The sequence below is a fragment of the Shouchella shacheensis genome, assembly GCF_001484965.1.
In the GTDB taxonomy this organism is placed as follows: Bacteria; Bacillota; Bacilli; order Bacillales; family Bacillaceae_D; genus Shouchella; species Shouchella shacheensis.
The window spans coordinates 16958-38609 of record NZ_LLYY01000009.1 but is presented as its reverse complement, the minus strand read 5'-3'; the positions used below and the strand labels follow the sequence as shown (position 1 = coordinate 38609).

23 protein-coding genes are annotated in these 21652 nt (G+C 46.5%); 21 read left to right on the top strand and 2 right to left on the bottom strand.

The genetic code is table 11. The features are described from left to right. Position 1: 1 nt before the first annotated feature. Complete coding sequence (locus tag AVZ68_RS11110; RefSeq protein ID WP_059104630.1) at positions 2-997, top strand: FecCD family ABC transporter permease; 996 nt, start codon at positions 2-4, stop codon at positions 995-997. Positions 998-1324: 327 nt separating this feature from the next. Here the strand turns inward: AVZ68_RS11110 and AVZ68_RS20510 are convergent, their stop codons facing one another. Beyond that, positions 1325-1474, bottom strand: coding sequence for a hypothetical protein (locus tag AVZ68_RS20510; protein ID WP_180316699.1), 150 nt, complete (start codon positions 1472-1474; stop codon positions 1325-1327). 74 nt (positions 1475-1548) lie between these two features. Then, positions 1549-2301, bottom strand: a complete 753-nt coding sequence (locus tag AVZ68_RS11105; protein WP_059104629.1) for a sulfite exporter TauE/SafE family protein — start codon at positions 2299-2301, stop codon at positions 1549-1551. A 70-nt stretch (positions 2302-2371) separates the two neighbouring features. On the opposite strand from AVZ68_RS11105, the gene rnhB reads away from it, so the two are divergent. From rnhB to AVZ68_RS11005, 20 genes are all read left to right on the top strand, one after another. Beyond that, positions 2372-3154 carry a ribonuclease HII gene (gene rnhB, locus AVZ68_RS11100; RefSeq protein ID WP_059104628.1) on the top strand — a complete coding sequence of 261 codons (783 nt, stop codon included), beginning with the start codon at positions 2372-2374 and terminating at the stop codon, positions 3152-3154. 128 nt (positions 3155-3282) lie between these two features. Continuing rightward, positions 3283-3462: a hypothetical protein gene (locus tag AVZ68_RS11095; RefSeq protein ID WP_059104627.1), complete on the top strand. Its 180-nt coding sequence runs from the start codon at positions 3283-3285 to the stop codon at positions 3460-3462. Positions 3463-3598: 136 nt separating this feature from the next. Beyond that, positions 3599-4759 (top strand): ADP-forming succinate--CoA ligase subunit beta, encoded by a 1161-nt coding sequence (gene sucC / locus AVZ68_RS11090; RefSeq protein ID WP_059104626.1) that lies wholly within the window; start codon positions 3599-3601, stop codon positions 4757-4759. Between the two features lie 21 nt (positions 4760-4780). Next, positions 4781-5695, top strand: a complete 915-nt coding sequence (gene sucD, locus AVZ68_RS11085; protein WP_059104625.1) for a succinate--CoA ligase subunit alpha — start codon at positions 4781-4783, stop codon at positions 5693-5695. A gap of 93 nt (positions 5696-5788) precedes the next feature. After that, positions 5789-6664, top strand: a complete 876-nt coding sequence (gene dprA, locus AVZ68_RS11080) for a DNA-processing protein DprA (protein ID WP_059104624.1) — start codon at positions 5789-5791, stop codon at positions 6662-6664. A gap of 118 nt (positions 6665-6782) precedes the next feature. Next, on the top strand, positions 6783-8855 hold the full coding sequence (gene topA / locus AVZ68_RS11075) for a type I DNA topoisomerase (RefSeq protein WP_059104623.1): 2073 nt from the start codon (positions 6783-6785) through the stop codon (positions 8853-8855). 157 nt (positions 8856-9012) lie between these two features. Beyond that, positions 9013-10323, top strand: a complete 1311-nt coding sequence (gene trmFO / locus AVZ68_RS11070) for an FADH(2)-oxidizing methylenetetrahydrofolate--tRNA-(uracil(54)-C(5))-methyltransferase TrmFO (protein ID WP_059104622.1) — start codon at positions 9013-9015, stop codon at positions 10321-10323. A gap of 59 nt (positions 10324-10382) precedes the next feature. Further along, positions 10383-11294, top strand: a complete 912-nt coding sequence (xerC, locus tag AVZ68_RS11065; RefSeq protein WP_059104621.1) for a tyrosine recombinase XerC — start codon at positions 10383-10385, stop codon at positions 11292-11294. Positions 11295-11323: 29 nt separating this feature from the next. Next, the gene (gene hslV, locus AVZ68_RS11060; protein WP_059104620.1) at positions 11324-11863 is read left to right on the top strand and encodes an ATP-dependent protease subunit HslV; all 540 of its coding nucleotides are present in this window, start codon (positions 11324-11326) and stop codon (positions 11861-11863) included. A gap of 39 nt (positions 11864-11902) precedes the next feature. Then, positions 11903-13303, top strand: coding sequence for an ATP-dependent protease ATPase subunit HslU (hslU, locus tag AVZ68_RS11055; protein ID WP_059104619.1), 1401 nt, complete (start codon positions 11903-11905; stop codon positions 13301-13303). Positions 13304-13323: 20 nt separating this feature from the next. Further along, a complete protein-coding gene (gene codY / locus AVZ68_RS11050; protein WP_059104618.1) occupies positions 13324-14103 on the top strand; it encodes a GTP-sensing pleiotropic transcriptional regulator CodY in 780 nt (259 codons plus the stop codon). A gap of 634 nt (positions 14104-14737) precedes the next feature. After that, positions 14738-15133: a flagellar basal body rod protein FlgB gene (gene flgB / locus AVZ68_RS11045; RefSeq protein WP_059104617.1), complete on the top strand. Its 396-nt coding sequence runs from the start codon at positions 14738-14740 to the stop codon at positions 15131-15133. Positions 15134-15151: 18 nt separating this feature from the next. Further along, positions 15152-15598: a flagellar basal body rod protein FlgC gene (flgC, locus tag AVZ68_RS11040; RefSeq protein WP_059104616.1), complete on the top strand. Its 447-nt coding sequence runs from the start codon at positions 15152-15154 to the stop codon at positions 15596-15598. A 12-nt stretch (positions 15599-15610) separates the two neighbouring features. Next, positions 15611-15913, top strand: coding sequence for a flagellar hook-basal body complex protein FliE (gene fliE / locus AVZ68_RS11035; RefSeq protein ID WP_059104615.1), 303 nt, complete (start codon positions 15611-15613; stop codon positions 15911-15913). Positions 15914-15951: 38 nt separating this feature from the next. Then, the gene (gene fliF, locus AVZ68_RS11030) at positions 15952-17523 is read left to right on the top strand and encodes a flagellar basal-body MS-ring/collar protein FliF (RefSeq protein ID WP_059104614.1); all 1572 of its coding nucleotides are present in this window, start codon (positions 15952-15954) and stop codon (positions 17521-17523) included. A 40-nt stretch (positions 17524-17563) separates the two neighbouring features. Continuing rightward, positions 17564-18571: a flagellar motor switch protein FliG gene (fliG, locus tag AVZ68_RS11025; RefSeq protein ID WP_157404637.1), complete on the top strand. Its 1008-nt coding sequence runs from the start codon at positions 17564-17566 to the stop codon at positions 18569-18571. Continuing rightward, complete coding sequence (fliH, locus tag AVZ68_RS11020; RefSeq protein WP_059104613.1) at positions 18564-19349, top strand: flagellar assembly protein FliH; 786 nt, start codon at positions 18564-18566, stop codon at positions 19347-19349. Before fliG ends, fliH begins: the two co-directional genes overlap by 8 nt. After that, positions 19336-20640, top strand: a complete 1305-nt coding sequence (fliI, locus tag AVZ68_RS11015) for a flagellar protein export ATPase FliI (RefSeq protein WP_059104612.1) — start codon at positions 19336-19338, stop codon at positions 20638-20640. Before fliH ends, fliI begins: the two co-directional genes overlap by 14 nt. An 8-nt stretch (positions 20641-20648) precedes the next feature. Further along, positions 20649-21098: a flagellar export protein FliJ gene (fliJ, locus tag AVZ68_RS11010; protein ID WP_180316698.1), complete on the top strand. Its 450-nt coding sequence runs from the start codon at positions 20649-20651 to the stop codon at positions 21096-21098. Continuing rightward, positions 21095-21649: a MotE family protein gene (locus AVZ68_RS11005; RefSeq protein ID WP_059104610.1), complete on the top strand. Its 555-nt coding sequence runs from the start codon at positions 21095-21097 to the stop codon at positions 21647-21649. Before fliJ ends, AVZ68_RS11005 begins: the two co-directional genes overlap by 4 nt. Positions 21650-21652 lie beyond the last annotated feature (3 nt).

Below are 21652 nucleotides of genomic sequence, written 5' to 3'. Positions count from 1 at the left end.
AATGAAAAGACCAATGATGACTGTCGTCAGCCTAAGTTTACTGATCATCGTCATTTTCCTTATGAGCCTGCAATTGGGGACATTTCAAATGGCACCGGGAGACGTGGTGCGTACGTTAGTTGGTTTTGGTACGGAACAGCAAGAACTCGTATTGTTTGAGTTTCGACTGCCTAGAATGGTGATAGCGCTTCTGATCGGAGCAGGTCTTGCCACCTCAGGTGCCATTTTGCAAAGCCTTTCTCGTAACGAATTGGCTGATCCGGGAATTCTCGGGATTAATGCCGGAGCAGGTCTCGCGGTTGTTCTCTTTATTTATTTTTTTCAAGGCTCTTATGCTTCATTAGGAAATTCAGTTTTCCTACTGCCGATGTTTGCTTTTGGAGGAGCGCTTACGGCTGCTTTTCTAATATATACAATTGCTTGGAAAAAAGGCGTGACTCCCGTTCGATTAATCTTAGTAGGAATCGGCCTTAATGCAGGATTTATGGCCATTCTAATCGTTTTTCAGTTGCGAATGAACCCTAATGATTTCATGCAAGCGACGATCTGGCTAACGGGAAGTATTTGGGGGGCGAGTTGGAACTATGTTTTCGCTGTTCTACCGTGGGTGACCATGTTGATTCCACTCGTTATGATACAAGCGAATAGGTTAAATGTCATGCGTTTGGGTGATGAATCTGCAGTGTCTTTAGGGATTCATGTTGAACGCTCGAGAAGGTGGCTGCTCGTACTTGCAGTTGCACTTGCTGGGGCGTCGGTTGCAGCAGGAGGAGCGATTTCTTTTCTTGGACTCGTGGCACCGCATATCGCACGTAGGCTCGTCGGTCCGAGGCATCAAACGATGATTCCCGTGGCTGCATTGATCGGAGCACTCATTTTATTATTTGCGGATATGATAGGCCGAAACATCCTCTCGCCTTCGGAAGTGCCTGTAGGTATTATCGTTGCCATCCTTGGTGCCCCTTACTTCTTATATTTATTAATGAAAACTCCTTAAAAGAGGTGAAATTGAAAAGCAGCTGAACCAATGAAAGACATTGCCGCTCATTGCTTTTCGCTTATCTATTATTAAAATAAGCCATTGTTGCACATGTGTCAGATTAAGGAGGCACAATTCCTGTCACTCACTTGTTCCATGTGGCCTTAAAACGCAGAATTTGATAAAACCCTGGGACCAATTTTGATCCCTATTCCCAAGTATTTCAGGATTATGTTTTTCTATTCTTGCGCGAGTATGGAAGAAATGGAAAGCACTAACCAATGTGTTAGTGCTCTTTTCCATCAAGCGACGTCCTGTAAACCTTAAGTTTAAGAAAAAGAAGTGTTATTTCTCTTCTTTGCTAAGGTACTCGTTCGGGACATCTCCACCTTGTGAATTGTGGTTCTTAAATTGGTTCAAGCGACCGTTTCTATGCTCTCCGTGGTTACTGTTTTCTTTAAATTGGTTATTGGGATTCTTTTTCTTGCCAGTCATTGATGTATGCCCCTTTCCATCGCTAAGATTAATGTTAGCCTTTGGATACAAGCCTTGGTTTATTCATCCCGTGACTATAACGCATCATACACAAGCCGCCCCGCCATAAGAAGGACCGTGCCAAGAAGCACCCATTTGATTACTCTCGTCTTGCTCGACATAATGATGTTGCTGCCAATCCAAGCTCCTGTTGCATTCCCCGCAGCAAGAAGCAGCCCGAGCCACCAGTTGACCTCTCCATTTAGGCCGAAAACAATCAGCGAGACAAATACATAGAGACCCCCAACCACAACTTTCACACTGTTCGCCCGAATGAACGAGAGCTGGAAAACAAAGATGGACGTCAAAACGATGTAGAAACCAGCACCCACTTGAATGAAGCCGCCATAAAATCCGATTGCAAAGAAGACAATGACGCCAAAAAGTTTGCGGAGGTTTGAAAATTGAATATCAACGCCCGGCCGTTTCGTCGGGTCCCAGATAATGAAAACGATGGTCACCACCATGGTGATCGCAAGAATGATTTGAAAAAGCGCATCGCTCATTGACACGGCGACAGCTGCCCCTAAAACCGAGCCAATGACCGCGGGGAGAAAGACGATGGCGCTTACTTTTTTCTCAAGTTCTCCTTTTCGCAGGAAGGCGTAGGCGGCTGTAAAGCTTTGAATGACAATGGCAACGCGATTGGTCCCGTTTGCTTCTGCGGAAGGCAATCCAAGAAAAATAAGCATCGGCAATGTTAAAAGCGATCCCCCTGCGGATACGGTATTAATAATCCCAGCAGCGAGACCGACAAAAAAGATAATCGGGTACACCCAAATCTCCAATTTCCATCCCTCTTTTTATTCTGTATACTAATCACTATAGCATAGCGGCCAAGCAGGAAGGTTGGAAAAAGTGAAAAAACAGTCGATCCAAGAGATCCGTACATATTTTGAAAGTGAACCATTGAGTGAAGATATCGTCGCTCTCTACCGCGACGATGGGCGTAAGGGGGTACAGGCTCTAGTGAATCGCTACGACCGTATACAGGAACGACAGAAGAAGCTCGAGTCGATGCACGAAGAGATGACAACGTACGAGCGTCAGCTGCACGAAAAAGGGTACCAGCTGATTGCCGGTGTTGACGAAGTGGGGCGTGGGCCATTGGCTGGACCGGTTGTTGCAGCAGCCTGCGTGTTGCCGCGCGATTTTAAGCTCCTTGGATTAACCGATTCTAAGAAACTAACCAAAGCCCAGCGGGAAGATTTTGCCGCCTACATTCAAGACCACGCCGTTTGTTGGCAAGTAGCGAGCGTCGATGCGGAGGACATTGATGACCTAAACATTCTTCAGGCTACGAAAAAAGCAATGATTAACGCGATCACTTCTCTACAAGATGAGGTGGATTACTTGTTGCTTGATGCGATTGAGTTGTCCCATCCCGCTCCACAAACGTCGCTTATTAAAGGCGACGCTAAAAGTGTGTCCATCGCGGCAAGTTCCGTTCTTGCCAAAGTTTGGCGGGATCACTATATGGAAAAGCTTGCGGCAAAGCATCCCGAATACGGATTTGAGCGAAACGTTGGATACGGGACGAAGGACCATCTTGAGGCGATTCGCAGATATGGGGCAACAAGCGAGCACAGACGCTCCTTTCAACCAGTAGCTACGCTGGAGCGTGAAGCACACGGAGCGTGAGAGGCGCATAAAGCTGTAGTAGTTGGACATACACCTTGCACTAGCTCTCCCCTTGTCCAGCTCGATCAGCGCCTGCTCATGAAACCCCTCCCTTTCGCTCATACTAAGCGGAAAAGGGAGGTTTTTTCATGTCCAAGAAAAAGTACAAACTCAAACACCAAGAAGAGTATTCCCATGAATTTGGCATATATGCCCCAGCAAGTGAGACAGATAAACTAGGTAAGGGATTACCTAAATGGCTCTCTAAGAAAAAAGACAAGAAAAAGGAAAAAGACAGCAAGGAAGAAGAGCAAAAACGAAAAAAATGAGAGAAATTGTCGGAATGATAGCGTTTCCCCCTCCTCAAGCCACGGAAAAGGTGATAGAATAGAGATGAATTTCGCGTAAAGACGAAAATTCCCGTGCATACGCATATGCATTTGACTACAGGAGGCTGGAGAGAGAATGAATATCCATGAGTATCAGGGTAAAGAAATTCTTCGAAAGTACGGAGTCGCCGTTCCTAACGGCAAAGTAGCATTCTCTGTTGACGAAGCAGTGAAAGCAGCGAAAGAGCTTGGCTCACAAGTGAGCGTTGTGAAAGCACAAATTCATGCAGGTGGCCGAGGGAAAGCGGGCGGCGTAAAAGTGGCCAAAAACCTTGACGAGGTTCGTACATACGCAGATGAGATCCTCGGAAAAACGCTTGTTACACACCAAACAGGGCCAGAAGGTAAGGAAGTTAAGCGCTTGCTTATTGAAGAAGGCTGTGACATTCAGAGTGAATATTACATTGGTCTTGTCGTAGACCGTGCTACATCGAGCGTTGTCTTGATGGCATCTGAAGAAGGCGGTACGGAGATTGAAGAAGTCGCAGAAGCCACGCCGGAGAAAATTTTCAAAGAAGTGATCGATCCGGCAGTCGGGCTTCAAGGCTTCCAAGCACGTCGTATCGCCTTTAATATAAATATCCCGAAGGAGCTTGTTGGCCAAGCCGTCAAGTTCATGCTCGGCTTATACAAAGTCTTTGTGGAGAAAGACGCGTCGATCGCTGAAATTAACCCGCTTGTTACCACGGGAGATGGAAAGGTAATGGCGCTTGACGCGAAGTTCAACTTTGACTCTAATGCCCTTTATCGTCAAAAGGATGTTAAAGAACTTCGTGATCTTGAAGAAGAAGATGTAAAAGAGATTGAAGCCTCCAAGCATGATTTGAACTACATTGCCCTTGATGGCAATATTGGCTGCATGGTCAACGGGGCAGGGCTTGCGATGGCAACCATGGATATTATTAAGCATTATAGCGGAGATCCCGCAAACTTCCTTGACGTTGGGGGCGGTGCGACAGCTGAGAAAGTCACAGAGGCGTTCAAGCTGATCCTTTCGGACGAACAAGTAAAAGGAATTTTTGTCAACATTTTTGGTGGAATTATGAAGTGTGACATCATTGCCGATGGTGTGGTCGCAGCAACAAAAGAAGTTGGCCTTGAAATTCCACTTGTTGTTCGTCTTGAAGGCACAAACGTTGAGCTTGGCAAGAAAATTTTGAAAGAATCAGGCCTCAACATTACAGCTGCAGACTCCATGTCTGACGGCGCACAAAAAATCGTATCTCTAGTACAATAGGAAGGGCGGGTTCAACGAGTTATGAGTATCCTGATCAATCAAGACACGAAAGTCATTGTGCAAGGAATCACAGGCGCGACAGGCTTATTCCATACAAAGCAAGCACTTGAATACGGAACAAAGATTGTAGGCGGTGTAACGCCAGGAAAAGGCGGCACAGAAATCGAAGGTGTCCCTGTGTTCAATACCGTTGAAGATGCAGTGAAGGCGACAGGTGCCAATGCTTCTGTCATCTATGTTCCACCAGCATTCGCAGCGGATGCCATTATGGAAGCGGCAGACGCAGAACTTGACCTAGCGATTTGCATTACGGAAGGCATCCCGGTCGTTGATATGGTCAATGTCAAACGCTACCTCGAAGGCAAGAAAACACGCCTTGTCGGGCCGAACTGCCCAGGAGTCATTACACCTGAAGAGTGCAAAATCGGAATTATGCCCGGTTATATTCATAAAAAAGGCCATATCGGTGTTGTTTCCCGCTCTGGGACGCTCACATACGAAGCGGTGCACCAACTATCCACGGCCGGACTTGGTCAGTCATCAGCGGTCGGTATTGGCGGAGATCCTGTGAACGGGACGGACTTTATTGATGTTCTTTCCCTGTTCAACGAGGACCCCGATACGTATGCTGTTATCATGATTGGTGAGATTGGCGGTACAGCTGAAGAAGAGGCAGCTGAATGGGTCAAAGCCAATATGAATAAGCCCGTTGTTGGATTTATTGGTGGCCAAACGGCGCCTCCTGGAAAACGCATGGGTCATGCTGGGGCGATTATCTCTGGTGGCAAAGGAACAGCCGATGAGAAAATTAAGACTCTAGAAGCCTGTGGCGTCCGCGTTGCCGAAACACCGTCCGTGATGGGTGAAACACTCATCAAAGCGCTCAAAGCGAACGACATTTATGAAAAAAGCGTCACACACGAAGCAGCAAAATAATGAAGAAACCCTCCGGTACGTCTCGTACGGAGGGTTTTCTCCCAATCTACGACTCCGCAAGAAAATGCCTCCATATCGAAAGGAATGAAACCGTTGTCCTATTATGAACGCTTTGTCCATGTCCATGGCAGCTTATCGACGAGATGGAAAGCGATGAAACGTTTGCTTGAGCTGGACCCGACCTTAGAAAACGTCTACAGATGGTCTCCTTCAACGCTAAGCAAACATCTCCATTTACCTGTCACTCACGCTCACCTCCTCTCTACAGCACTTAACAAAAACTCTCCTTCTGCCTATGCGGACGCTCTCAAAAAAGCAAACATCCACGTTATCCCTCTCTATGATCCGGCCTATCCCCAGCTTCTTAAGCAAATCTACGATCCTCCGTGGCTTCTGTACGCCAAGGGGAAGCTAGAGCTACTGCAAACCATGAAACTAGCTGTTGTCGGTACGCGCAAGCCAAGTTCACTTGCGAAACAGAGTCTAGTTCACCTCCTTCCGCCTTTAATAACTAAGAAACTAACCATAGTAAGTGGGCTTGCAAAGGGTGTTGATGGAATGGCTCACAAAATCGCCTTACACTATGGCGGAAATTCCATTGCCGTTCTCGGTTCAGGGCTTTTGCATGTGTATCCGAAAGAACATACAACCCTTTTTCATTCAATGGCAGAAACCGACCTGCTTGTCACGGAATATGCCCCGAATGTGCGGCCGCAGAAGTGGCAATTTCCTGCAAGAAATCGGGTCATTAGCGGACTTTCTATCGGTGTTATGGTCGTGGAAGCAGCGCCAAAGAGTGGTTCTTTAATTACGGCTGACCAGGCACTTGAACAGGGGCGTGAAGTCTTTGCGGTCCCGGGGCCAGTTGGACTTGAACAAGCGGCCGGAACGAATAAGTTGATTCAACAGGGAGCATGCTTGCTTCAATCCGCTGAGGACGTACTACAAGCCTTCCCTCATCTCTTTTAGAAAGCAAGCAAAAATGCGCTTAGTTCCTTGATGTCGCTTTTCTCGCGTTTGACAAATGGTGAACGTCTGTTTAATAATGAGGAAGATTTACATTATCAGATGAGAGGGAGCTGCATGTATGTCCGATTATTTAGTAATCGTGGAATCTCCCGCTAAAGCCAAAACCATTGGTAAATACTTAGGAAAAAAATATGTGGTCAAAGCATCAATGGGACATGTGAGAGATTTACCAAAAAGCCAAATGGGCGTTAGTGTAGAAGATAACTTTGAACCGAGATACATCACCATTCGCGGGAAAGGTCCCGTTTTAAAAGAATTAAAAACGGCTGCAAAGAAAGCGAAACGCATTTATTTGGCAGCGGACCCCGATCGAGAAGGAGAAGCGATTGCGTGGCATCTTGCTCATAGCCTGAACGTAGATGAGACGTCTAATTGCCGCGTGGTCTTTAATGAAATAACCAAACAAGCGATTAAAGATGCCTTTAAACATCCACGTCCCATCAATATGGATCTTGTGGATGCTCAACAAGCTCGCCGAATTTTAGACAGGCTCGTTGGCTATAACATTTCACCCCTTCTTTGGAAAAAGGTGAAAAAAGGATTGAGTGCCGGTCGTGTTCAATCGGTTGCGGTAAAACTGATCACCGACCGAGAAAAGGAAATCCAAAATTTTGTTCCTGAAGAATACTGGAGTATTTTAGGCCAGTTCATTCAGGAGAAAGAACAATTTGAAGCGAAATTTCACGGTATGGATGGGAAAAAGAAGGATCTTAAAAGCGAGCAGGACGTCAATGAAATCCTAAAACGTATGAAGGGAGAACATTTTGACGTTGCGAGTGTAACGAGGAAAGAGCGTCGTCGAAACCCTGTTTCGCCCTTCACAACGTCTTCTTTGCAACAGGAAGCCGCTCGAAAGCTTAATTTCCGGGCAAAGAAAACGATGATGATCGCCCAGCAGTTATATGAAGGGATTGACCTAGGCAAAGAAGGAACCGTTGGGTTGATCACTTACATGCGTACGGATTCTACGCGAATTTCTGAGACCGCTCAGAAGGAAGCAGAGGCCTATGTTACCGAGCAGTACGGCAAGGAATATACGAAGAAATTTGCCCGCAAGCAAAAGCAGGACAATAAGGCTCAGGACGCCCACGAAGCGATTCGTCCGACCTCTGTGTTTTATCACCCGAAAGCGATGAAAGAACATCTCTCTCGTGATCAGAATCGCCTGTACAAATTGATTTGGGAGCGCATGGTCGCTAGTGAAATGGCACCTGCTGTTATGGACACAATGACTGTGGATCTCGACAATAACGGCGTCATCTTCCGTGCCACAGGGTCGAAAGTGAAATTTGCCGGGTTCATGAAGGTGTATATTGAAGGCAACGATGACAACAAGAAAGAAGAAGATCGCCTCCTCCCGAATTTACAGGAAGGGCAAAAGGTAAAAAAAGACGAAATTACGCCAAATCAGCACTTTACGCAACCGCCTCCGCGTTACACGGAAGCTCGCCTGGTGAAAACATTGGAGGAGCTTGGCATTGGACGTCCTTCTACTTACGCACCAACGCTTGATACGATTCAGCGGAGAGGGTATGTTGCTTTAGATGAAAAGCGCTTTATTCCAACGGAGCTCGGGGAAATCGTTCTTGAATTGATTGTGGAGTTCTTTCCGGAAATTTTGAATGTAGAATTCACTGCCAAAATGGAGGAGGATTTGGATAGCATCGAGGATGGACGCGACAATTGGATTGCCATTATTGATCAGTTCTATCATGGCTTTGAAAAGCGCTTGAAGGTCGCCGAGGAGGAAATGGAAGAAGTAGAGATCAAGGATGAACCGGCGGGAGAAGACTGTGAGAAGTGTGGGCATGAGATGGTCTACAAAATGGGCCGTTACGGAAAATTTATGGCGTGCTCCAACTTCCCGGAATGCCGGAACACGAAAGCGATCGTCAAAGAGATCGGTGTGAAGTGTCCGAATTGTAAAGAGGGCAACATTGTCGAACGTAAAAGCAAGAAGCGCCGCATCTTCTATGGCTGTGACCGCTACCCTGATTGTGAATTCGTCTCCTGGGATAAGCCAATTGCTAGGCCTTGTCCAAAATGTGAAAGCTTGCTTATAGAGAAAAAATCGAAAAAAGGTGTATTTGTGACGTGCACAGCATGTGATTATGAGGAAGAACAACAGTAAATTGTCGAAATGAACCGATTTAGAAGTCTTTAGAGTTGAATTACAGAAAAAAACGTATTAAAATGTAGGTACTTGATGACAGGAGCCTTCACCCACCAAGGGTGAAGGCGTTTGTGCGGATGATTATGTTTTACGCAAGTAAAGGAGATTTAAACGGATGGTAGATTCTCATGTCATCAATGTGATTGGAGCAGGTCTCGCTGGCAGTGAGGCGGCATGGCAAATTGCGAAACGTGGCGGCAAAGTTAAGCTTTACGAAATGCGCCCGGTAAAGCAGACTCCGGCGCACCATACAGATAAATTTGCGGAACTGGTCTGCAGCAACTCGCTGCGGGGAAATTCACTCACGAATGCTGTCGGCGTTTTAAAGGAAGAAATGCGTACGCTTGACTCTGTGATCATTCGTGCTGCGGATGAAGCGGCCGTACCAGCAGGGGGAGCACTTGCGGTCGACCGGCATGACTTTGCGGCGCGGGTGACGAATGATGTGAAAGAGCACCCGAATGTTACGGTGGTGAATGAAGAAATCACGGACATCCCCACAGGGCCGACGATTATTGCCACAGGGCCGTTAACATCTCCTGCACTTTCACAGAAACTTAAAGAATTGTCGGGTGAGGAGTATCTATACTTCTATGATGCAGCCGCGCCGATCATTGACGCGGAGACCATTGATCGGGAGAAAGTATACTTGAAAAGCCGGTACGATAAAGGTGAAGCCGCCTACTTAAACTGTCCGATGAACGAGGAAGAGTTTGATCGTTTTTATGAAGCGCTGATTGCTGCGGAGACGGTGCCCTTGCGCGAGTTTGAAAAGGAGATTTTCTTTGAGGGATGTATGCCGATTGAGGTTATGGCTGCAAGGGGCAAGAAGACGATGCTTTTTGGTCCAATGAAGCCAGTAGGTTTGGAAGATCCAAAGACAGGGAAACGTCCTTATGCAGTCGTCCAGCTTCGGCAAGACAATTTGTCAGGCACCCTTTACAATATTGTTGGCTTCCAAACGCATTTGAAATGGGGCCCTCAGAAAGAAGTGCTTCGCCATATTCCAGGTCTGGAACAAGCGGACATTGTTCGTTACGGGGTGATGCATCGCAACACGTTCTTGAACTCACCCAACCTACTCAAGCAGACCTACCAATCAAACAAGCGAGAGGATCTTTTCTTTGCAGGGCAAATGACTGGCGTTGAAGGGTATGTGGAATCAGCGGCATCTGGACTGCTTGCGGGGATAAACGCGCATAAACTGACTCAAGGGCAAGAGCTCTTGGTTCTCCCTGAAGAAACAATGATGGGAAGCATGGCCCACTACATCACAACAGCCAATGCGAAGAACTTTCAACCGATGAACGCGAACTTTGGACTTGTGCCTCCACTTGAGAAGCGCATTAAAGTGAAGAAGGATCGCTACGAGGCACTAGCCAATCGAGCCTTAAGTGCCATTCAAAATGTTGTGAAAGAATTGTGACTTTTGTTGCCTCTCCTCTCGAACTGTGGTAAGATTGATTAGTTCTGAGGGGGGAGTCTATGAGTGCGAATGCTAGAATTGAGTGGTTACAGCAATTTAGGCGTTACCTTCAAGTGGAGAAGGCGAGTTCGGAATGGACGTTGACTCATTATACGAAAGATGTTGAGCAATTCTTTCAGTTTATGGATCGACAAGGGATTAAGGCTTTGCCTGATGTGCAAAATGAAGATGTGCGCGCTTTTGCAAGCGAGCTTATTTCGATGAACTACTCCAAACGAAGCGTAGCGCGTAAGCTGTCAGCACTCAGAAGCTTCGGAAGATTTTTGCTCAGGGAAGAGCACTGGGAGAAGAACTTGTTCTTGAATGTTTATTTACCAAAGCAATCGAAACGTTTGCCGACGTTCTTATATGAAGAAGAAATGAGTCATTTTCTCACAGCTTTGCCTCGAAAGACAGCATTCGATAAGCGCGATGCGGCAATTTTAGAGTTGCTGTATGCAACCGGGATGCGCGTGTCGGAATGCAGTGCTCTAGCCCTTGCAGATATGGACGCAAAAACAGAAATGATTCGAGTGTTTGGGAAAGGCAGAAAAGAACGTTATCTTCCTGTCGGCAAACCAGCCTGTAAGGCAGTGGATGCGTACATAACAAAGTCAAGGCCCGTTTTTCTTGAACGTCTCCCGGAGAAGAGCAGCAAGCATCTTTTTTTAAACTATCGCGGAGGCCCTTTGACTGATCGGAGCATTCGAAAGATTATGGAAAAACGTCTAAAAGAAGTGGCTGTTTACCAAGACGTTAGTCCACACACGATCAGACATTCATTTGCTACACATCTTCTGAATAGTGGGGCTGACCTTCGTGTGGTTCAGGAGCTTTTAGGCCATGAGTCCTTAAGCGCCACTCAAGTGTATACCCATGTGTCGAAAGAGCGATTAAAAACCGTGTACGATCGTTTTCACCCTCGTGCTTGAATGTTCGTTACACAAAAGGAGCGATTGACGTGCAGTCCTTTCACGCCACGACGATATTTGCGATTGCCCATAACGACGCCTTTGCGATGGCTGGCGACGGTCAAGTTACGCTTGGCAACGCTGTGGTTATGAAGCATACAGCTAGAAAAGTACGCAGGCTTTATAAAGACCAAGTGCTTGCCGGATTTGCGGGTAGTGTTGCCGATGCCTTTACGCTCTTTGAGAAATTTGAAGCGAAACTGGAAGAATTCAACGGAAGCTTGCAAAGAGCGGCGGTTGAGCTTGCCAAAGAGTGGCGTAGCGACCGCGTTTTGAGAAAACTTGAAGCGATGTTAATTGTAATGAACAAACAAAATTTGCTTCTAATTTCAGGAACAGGGGAAGTCATCCAGCCGGATGATGGCATTCTCGCGATTGGCTCTGGTGGGAATTATGCCCTAAGTGCCGGAAGAGCCTTAAAAAGACATGCGAGCGATTTAACAGCGCGGGAAATTGCAACAGCTGCTCTAGAAACAGCCGGAGAAATCTGTGTCTTCACCAATGACCAACTCGTTATTGAAGAGCTATAGTTAGTGATTAAAATTGTGCGTATCGGAGAGTGGTAAAGAGTGAACAGCTCGTTAACACCTAAACAAATTGTCGAACGCTTGAACCAGTACATTGTTGGCCAGGAAAGCGCAAAAAAATCCGTGGCCATCGCCCTTCGCAACCGCTATCGCCGCACATTGCTCGATGAGAGCATACGTGAGGAGATCACACCTAAAAATATTCTTATGATAGGACCCACCGGCGTTGGGAAAACAGAAATTGCGAGACGGCTGGCAAAGTTAGTGGGAGCGCCTTTTATTAAGGTCGAAGCGACAAAATTTACGGAAGTCGGCTACGTCGGCCGTGATGTTGAATCGATGGTACGCGATTTGGTGGAGTCGAGTGTACGAATCGTTAAAGAAGAGCGAATGGCAAGTGTTCGCGAACAGGCGAAGGAACAAGCAGAAAAACGCATTGTGGATCTTTTAGTTCCGAGTGCAAAAAAAGAAAGTTCCTTCAAAAACCCGTTTGAAATGCTGTTCTCTCAAGGGGAGAGTGAGAAGGAAGAGACAGAAAAAGAAACGGAAGAGGAAGAAAGTCGTAACAACTTAAAGCAAAAAATGGCTCAAAAGCTTGAGCAAGGGGAGCTGGAGGAGCGCATTGTCACAGTAGAAGTTTCCGAACAAAACCAGAGCTTTATGGACATGTTTCAAGGCGGGCAAGGCATGGAGCAGATGGGTATGAACATGCAAGAGATGCTCGGCAATATGATGCCGAAAAAAAAGAAAAAACGCCGAATGAGCGTAGCCGACGCGCGTAAAGTCCTCGCCGAAGAGGAAGCCCAGAAGCTTATTGATATGGACGATGTTAGCCAGGAAGCGGTAAATCGCACTGAGCAGCTTGGGATAATTTTTATTGATGAAATTGATAAAGTCGCTGGAAAAAGTGAGCAAAGTGCCGATGTATCAAGAGAAGGGGTTCAGCGAGACATTCTTCCAATTGTCGAGGGGTCAACGGTTGTCACGAAATACGGACCTGTGAAAACCGACCATGTTCTTTTTATGGCTGCAGGTGCCTTTCATATTGCCAAACCCTCGGATCTTATTCCCGAGCTTCAAGGGAGATTTCCAATCCGGGTGGAGCTTTCCAATTTGTCGGTTGATGACTTTGTCCGCATTTTGGTTGAGCCCGACAACGCCTTAATCAAGCAATATGCAGCACTTTTGAAAACAGAAGGTATAAATATTTCCTTTTCGGACGAAGCTGTTCGTAAGATTGCGACGATTGCTACTGAAGTCAATCAGGAAACAGAGAATATTGGCGCCCGTCGTCTTCACACATTGCTTGAAAAACTGTTGGAAGAATTGTCATATGAAGCGCCAGACATTACGTTGAATAAAGTTGACATCACCCCAGAATATGTAGATGAAAAACTTGGCACAATTGCGAAGAATCGCGATATGAGCCAGTACATTTTGTAATTGAAAAAGGAGATGTAGAAATGGATTTACTTACAAGAACAAGAAAAATTAATGAGATGTTGCAAAAAACGAGTGGGCAGCACGTGAACTTCCGAGACATGGCGCAAACATTGCAAACCGCGATCGGGTCGAACGTCTTCGTTGTCAGTCGCCGTGGAAAGCTGTTAGGATATTCGATTGAAGAAGAAATTGAGAATGATCGCATGAAAAGGATGCTTGAGGAGCGTCAATTTCCTGAAGAGTATACGGAAGCTCTCTTTAAGATCGATGATACGTCTTCAAACATTGATATTAACAGCGAGTATACGGCATTTCCGGTAGAAAATCGCGATATCTTTAAAACAGGTTTGACGACGATTGTGCCCATTAAGGGTGGAGGGCAGCGTCTTGGAACATTGATTCTTTCTCGCATGAATGATTCGTTCAGTGATGATGATCTGATTCTCGCCGAATATGGAGCAACAGTGGTAGGGATGGAAATCCTTCACGAAAAAACACAGGAGATTGAAGGGGAAGCGCGTAGCAAAGCCGTTGTGCAAATGGCGATTAGCTCACTCTCTTATAGTGAACTTGAAGCGGTGGAGCACATCTTTGAAGAGCTTGACGGGCGGGAAGGACTGCTTGTGGCTAGTAAGATCGCAGACCGTGTAGGAATTACGCGTTCAGTCATCGTGAACGCGCTTCGCAAACTTGAAAGTGCTGGCGTCATCGAGTCCCGCTCCCTTGGGATGAAAGGAACGTATATCAAAGTGTTGAACGACAAGTTCCTTCATGAACTTGATCGTATGAAAGAAGATTAGTATCTTGCAAAAGGCAGCCTACGGGCTGTTTTTTTTTGTGTGAGGATGTAGAAAAGCAAAAACGGGTTGATCAGAAGTGAGAATTTTGAAAAGCAAGTAGCTATTTGAGTGTCCAAAAAGCCACGTCGCCTAGCATTATCGGAAGGACTTTCTCTCGCCTGAGACCTGCCAAAGGAATCCTAACCCTTAAGAACGCTAAGAATCTCGGGCTTCTACTCGTCATTACGAGTGATTGCCCGCTTGTCAAGGAAGACGTTTTAGTCGCACATGAGTCACAATTGCACTATTGAAACCTGCACAGTATTGCTTTGTGCTCATGCGAGTGAGCACGAGGGGAGTAAATGCCTTTCTTGAGGGATAGTTAGCTCTGTTTTCTTCATTTACCAACGAATTAACAATTTTAGAGAAGGGAGATAAAGACTATATACCTATTTGAGGGGGGTTAGATAAATTTTTAGGGTCTTATTTACTACCTATAAATAGGTTTTTAGAATCAAAATTATTTTTTACCCAATCTCCCTTAGACAAATAGAGGGGAAACTAGTACAATTTTATCATGACAGACTATGGAAAAATATGCTGGAATCTGTGAAGTTTTGAGAATAAAGATGTGGTTGGAAAGAGGTGGCTTACTATGATTGTGACAAGTTCCATGAATGTACTTGAAAAAGGTCTTGCTTACGCTGCAAATAAACAGGAAGCAATATCGTCAAATATTGCTAATATTGACACACCTAATTATAAGGCAAAGACGATCGACTTTCAATCAGTCCTGCAAGCCGTGCAAGAGGAGGGGGAGCATCTTCAAGCTAAGCGAACCAATGAGAGTCATCTGCCATTTCCGGGTACTTCTTTCCCTGAATCTTCTCATCATAGCAGGCAAAGAGCGTATGCCCATAATGGGAACAGTGTGGATATTGACAAGGAAATGACGGAAATGGCGGAAAACCAGCTCTATTATCAGGCTTTGACAGATCGAATGAGCTCAAGCGTGCAGTCGCTTGAGATGGTGATTCGTGGCAGTAAGTAATCAGAGGAGGTTCGAAGGATGACGCTATTTAACAGTGTTGGTGTCAGTGGCTCGGCCCTCACTACACAGCGCTTGCGAATGGATGTGGCGGCTAGCAATATAGCAAATGCTGATACCACAAGGGCTCGCCAAGTAGAAGGTGAGTGGGAGCCGTATCGCAGACAGATGGTGGTGCAAAGAACGGAAGGGACCGTGCCCTTCCAGTCACATCTGCAAAAAGCCAGTGGAGCACTGAGTGAAGGAACAACTGTTGCTGCCATCGTGGAAGATTCGAAACCTTTCACCCAGGTGTTTGACCCGACACATCCCGATGCTCAGGAAGAAGGCTATGTGTTAAAGCCGAACGTTGACATGGCGAGAGAAATGGTGGATGTGACAAGTGCCACTCGTTCCTACGAAGCAAATGTGAGTGCCTTGCAGGCAACAAAAGGAATGATGATGAAAGCGCTAGAAATTGGAAAGTAGAGGAGGTCAAAAATGGAACGTCTATCTATTCAACCTTTTACACAACCCATGGTCCAGCCGCAAATGCAGAATACTGCGCAGGCCAAGTCAGGCCAGACGTCCTTTCAAGAGGTTTTAAGTGGAGCACTTCAATCTTTGAATGAAGCCCAAAACGAATCGAGTGAGGCGACCAAAGCCCTGGCAACAAAGGAGTCGACAGACATACATGAAGTCATGATCACTGCAAGCAAAGCGTCACTCTCTTTACAGACCGCCCTAGAAGTTCGCAATAAAGCGGTTGAGGCCTATCAAGAGATGATGAGAATGCAAGTCTAAGTGCATGGAGGAATAAGCATGCCTGAGGTGGAGGCGTCATGAAAGAGAACCTAGCGATATACGGAGATCGAATGAAACAGTTTTGGCTCGCTCGTTCCGCCTGGCAGAAAGGAGCGTTAATAACGACCATTGTTATGCTCCTTATAAGCATAGCGATCATCGTGGCACTCTCAATGAGAGCAAACTATGCGCCGCTTTATAGCAATCTGACCCTCGCGGAAGCTGGGCAAATTCAGGAGGCCTTAGAGACGAGAGGGATCGTAGCTGAAATATCCAACAACGGGACGACGATTCATGTCCCCGAAGAACAGGTGGACGGGTTAAAAGTAGATTTAGCGGCAGAGGGCTTACCGCAAAGCGGAAGTATTGATTATTCCTTCTTTCAAGAACAAATGGGTTTTGGAATGACGGACAATGAATTTTCCGTTATAGAGCGATCCCTTATGCAAACAGAACTTGCGGAACTCGTCCGTGGTGTATCAGGAGTAACGAATGCAAACGTTATGATTACGTTACCTGAAGAAAGCGTCTGGCTTAATGCAGAGGAAGAATCCGCGACGGCGGCAGTCGTTCTTGATTTAGCGCCTGGTCATCAGTTGGAAGAAGTGCAAGTGAAGGCGCTGTATCATTTAATTTCTAAAAGTGTACCGAACCTATCAATTGAAAATATTGTTGTATCAGATTCGCAATTTAATGACTATACCTATACGGAAGACGCTTCGAGCCCGTCTACTTCTTTTGAATCGCAGCGAGAAGTGAAGAAAGAAATTGAAGAAGATTTACGAAGAAATGTACAGCAGCTTCTTGGGGCAGTGGTCGGCCCACAAAATGCCATCGTCTCGATAACGACCGATATTGACTTTACCCAGGAACAGCGTACAGAGGAATTAGTTGAGCCAGTCAATGAAGAAGAGATGTCCGGCATTGCCATAAGCGCCGAAAGAATCATAGACATGTATGAAGGCACAGGAGCGGAAGACGGAGGCATTGTAGGCGCCGGAGATGAAATACCTAATTTTGCTGGAGCGGGTGGAGCGGGCGACGCAGAGTCAGAGCGAACAGAGGAACGTATTAACTATGAAGTCAACCGAATCAACCGCGAAATTATCGAAAGTCCTTATCAAATTCGAGATGTAGGTATTCAAGTGATGATTAATCCTCCTGATGGAATGCAGGCATTGCCACAGCAGCAGGTTGGTGAAATTGAAGAGATGCTTGGGACAATCATTTCAACGACGCTTCCAACAGAAGAGGGAGAAGAGTTAAACATAGGTGAAAAGGTCATGGTGGCCTCCTCTTCATTTGTGACGCAACCTTTAGAAGGAGAAGAGGAGCCAGCACAAATTCCAGTTTGGCTCTACGTGCTCGGCGGGTTGCTGCTCTTAGCCATTGCGGTTATTTCAATGCTCTTATTCAAAGCAAGGAACAGGGAAGAGCCATACCTTGAACAGAGCGAGTTCCCTTCTAGTGTGGAAGAGAGCGTAATCGAGGAGCTACCTCTTAACGAAGAATCCGAGGAGACCCAGCGCATTCGTCAAATAGACAAGCTGGCACGTGACAACCCAGAGGATTTCTCAAAACTTCTACGAACATGGCTTTCAGATGAGTAGGTCGTATTCGTTAAGAAGAGAACAGTAGGAGATGATGACTATGGCAGTGGGGAAGCTGAAAGGGAGGCAGAAGGCGGCCATTCTTTTGATCTCACTGGGGCCTGATACGGCCGCGCAGGTCTACAAACATTTAAGCGGAGAGGAGATTGAACTTCTGTCACTAGAAATTTCAACCGTTCGAAAAGTGGAAAAAGAAACTCAAGAGCTTGTGACAAAAGAATTCCACTCCATTGCGATGGCTCAGGAATATATGATGCAAGGTGGAATCGGCTATGCCCGAAACATCTTAGAAAAAGCAGTCGGTACGGAAGCGGCCGAACAAATGATGCATCGCTTAACATCCACGCTCCAAGTTCGCCCGTTTGACTTTGCACGAAAGACCGATGCCGCGCAGATTTTAAATTTCATTCAACATGAGCACCCGCAGACGATTGCGCTTATTCTTGCCTATCTTGGTACGAAGCAGGCGGGACAAATCCTTTCGGCCCTGCCCGAGGGAATTCAGACGGATGTCGCTCGTCGAATGGCGCTAATGGATCGTTCCTCTCCAGAAGTCATCGCTCAAGTGGAAGCTGTTTTGGAAGAAAAGCTTTCACAAACACTATCCCAAGATTTTACAGAGGCCGGCGGAGTAGAAGCTGTGGTAGAAGTATTGAACGGTGTCGATCGTACAACAGAGCGAACGATATTAGACGGGCTCCATGTACAAGATCCTGATTTAGCCGATGAGATCAAAAAGCGGATGTTTGTGTTCGAGGACATTGTGACTCTTGAAAGACGAGCGATTCAACAAGTTATTCGAGAAGTGGAAAATGATGACTTGAAACTTTCATTAAAGGTGGCAAGCGATGAAGTGAAAAACATCATTTTCGAAAATATGTCGCAGCGTATGGCGGAAGCGTTTCGAGATGAAATGGAGTTTCTTGGGCCGGTGAGGCTTCGTGACGTGGAAGATGCTCAGTCACGCATCGTGGCGACAATTCGTAATCTTGAGGATGCAGGCGAAATTGTGATTGCACGAAACGAGGGAGAGGACATTGTTGTCTAATATCATCAAGGCAAGGAATGAAAGAGATCAATCATTCTCAGAACGAAAGATCGCTGTCCAGCCGTTTGAGGTGGAATTATTCTCTGCTCCTCCTATAAATAATGCGAAAAGTCACGTTGAGGTCGTGAAGGAACTTGATGAAATGAAGAGCGAAGCGCATGAAGAGGCCAACGAGCTGCTGGCATCGGCTAACGAGAAAGCGAGACAAGTACTGGAGAAAATTGAGCAAGAACAAAAGGAGCATGTTGTTCAATGTGAACAGGTACTTGATGAAGCGAGGAGGAAGGGATATGAAGAGGGGTACGAGGAGGCGAGGAAGGAAGTAGAGAGGCGTTTCTCTGAACAGCTTAAACTGGCAGCAGCTATTGTCGACCGTGCCTCAAAGGAGAGAGAGGAAGCCCTAGATAGGCATGAAGGGTTGATCATTGAGCTGGCTCACGAGCTTTCCTACCGCGTTCTTAGCAGTGCTTTAGAGGAGGAGGAGATGCTGCAAGCAATGCTCAAGCAAATCGTGACAGAGGTTAGAGAGCATCGACAGGTGAAGCTATATGTGCCTCCTGAATGGTATGAGCGAATTTCTGATCGCAAGCAGGAGCTAAACCAGTTACTTGTGGCAAGCACGGAACTTGCTATCGTACCGGACGGCAGGCTTTCGCCTGAGGGTTGCATTGTGCAAACAAGTGGGGGGCGGATGGATGCTTCCCTTGATGTACAGCTTATTCAGCTTAAAGAGCAGTTGCTCACGTTGAAAAGGGGCGGGTCGCTTGTCCTTACATAGAGAAATTCAGAGGCTTTCTCCTTACAAATGGTACGGGCATGTACGTCAGGTCACGGGGCTCATGATTGAATCCGTAGGACCACAAGCGGCGATTGGAGATCTATGTTTGATCTACACAGGTGTGAGCAACAGTCGAGAGATTAAAGCAGAAGTCGTAGGGTTTCGCGATGACAATGTGCTTTTAATGCCTCTTGAGGATACCATTCAGATCGCCCCTGGTAGTCTTGTTGAGGCGACAGGGAAGCCACTTGATGTCCGTGTTGGTCTTGGGCTCATTGGTCAGATTGTCAATGGCGCAGGGGAATGTTTAACAGCAGAGGGTTTGCTTCCGCCACTCGACGCATATTCGACTGAAAGAAAGCCCCCCAATCCGTTGGATCGACCGCGCATTTCAGAAGTAATGGGGCTCGGCATCAAGGCAATTGACGGTTTATTTACGGTAGGAAGAGGCCAACGTATCGGCATCTTCGCTGGAAGTGGGGTGGGCAAGAGCACCTTGCTTTCAATGATTGCCTCTCATGCGGAGGCGGATATCAACGTCATTGCTCTAATAGGAGAACGAGGTCGCGAAGTGAAGGAATTTATTGAACGAGATTTAGGGCCAGCTGGCTTAAAGAAATCGGTACTGGTCGTCGTCACTTCTGACCAACCAGCTCTTATGCGGGTAAAAGGAGCCCAGACGGCGACCGCGATTGCGGAATACTTTCGAGACTTGGGCATGGTCGTTAACTTATTGATGGATTCGATCACCCGTTTTGCGATGGCGCAGCGTGAAATTGGACTTGCTGTAGGAGAACCCCCAACAACAAAAGGGTACCCTCCCTCGGTTTTTGCGATGCTGCCCAAATTGTTGGAGCGCTCCGGCACGAATGAAAGAGGAAGCATTACCGCTTTTTATACCGTTCTCGTTGACGGGGACGACATGAATGAACCAATTGCTGATGCGGTGAGAGGGATTTTGGATGGACATCTGGTTCTTGACCGTAAGCTGGCGAACAAAGGGCAGTTTCCGGCAATCAATGTGTTAAAAAGCGTAAGCCGAGTGATGGGGGATTTGGTGACAAAAGAACATCAAAAAGCTGCCCGCCAGGTTCGAGAGCGATTGGCGGACTTTGAAGAGGCAGAGGATCTTATTCAAATTGGAGCTTATAAAAAAGGGACCTCTTCAGCGATTGACCAAGCTGTTAACGTGTATCCCGATATTATCACCTTGTTAAAGCAAGAAAAAGATGAGCATTTGCCTTTTTCACATACCGTTAAGGAGCTTATAGAGCTTTCAGAGAAGGGATGAGTTCTTGCGTGAGTTTTAGCTATTCGTTGCAGCATGTGATGAACGTATGCAAACAGCAGAAGGATATTGCAGAGCAAGCTTATAGAGAGGCCTCTGGTGATTTTGAAGAAGTAGCAACTACACTTTACCACTTACTGAAACGGAAAGAGGATCTTGAGTCGAGCTTAGAGGAGACACTTGACCAACGAGCAACGGTTTTGCGGGTCATGGGTGAGGAAAAGCATTTGGAGTGGATCCGCCAGCGAATTGTTAGACAAGAAAAAGAGACTGAACAGGCGAGGCGATTGATGCAGCATAAGAAAAACAAGCGTGATGAACTCGCTCTTGCTTACAAGCAATACGAAAGAATACGAGAGCAAAAACAAGCGTTGTACGAAGAAGAACAGAAGAAGCTTGAGGCGCAAACGCTGGACGAGCTCGCTTCTTCACGATTTATCCGCAGGCGCCAGTTGTTATGAGTAGCAAAAAAGAAAAACGTAGCTTCAGTAGTCTCTCTCTGTTCTTATTTATCGGTATTCCCGCTCTGTTTCTTATGATTGTGTTTTTTGTAGTGCTTGGTCCGCTTCTTGGTTTTAACGTAGGAGAATCGGCAAAAAATATGGTTTCTTCCGTTGTCTCGGTTGATGGAAAGGAGGAAGCATTTCAAGCCAGAATTGAGGAATTAGAGGAAGAGCTTTTGAGGGTAGAAGAGCAGTTGGTAAGCCTGGAAAGTGAATGGAGTGATAGGGTAAGCGAAATGCAGGAATTAGAGCAGGAGGACGCAGGTGAAGTGGAGCAAGGGGACACGGAGGAGGCTACTCAAACAAATGCCTCCATGAGTGAGGTGATTAAGACCTATGAAGGAATGTCCTCGAAACGAGCCGCTGCTATTTTGAGTGAAATGGAGGATGATCAAGCCTATGAACATCTGTCCAATATGAAGCCTGCACTGCGCGCACAAATTATTGGTCGACTAGATGAGAGTAAGGCGTCAACCTTCATGCAAAGAATGGCAAACGAAGCTCCTTAGAAA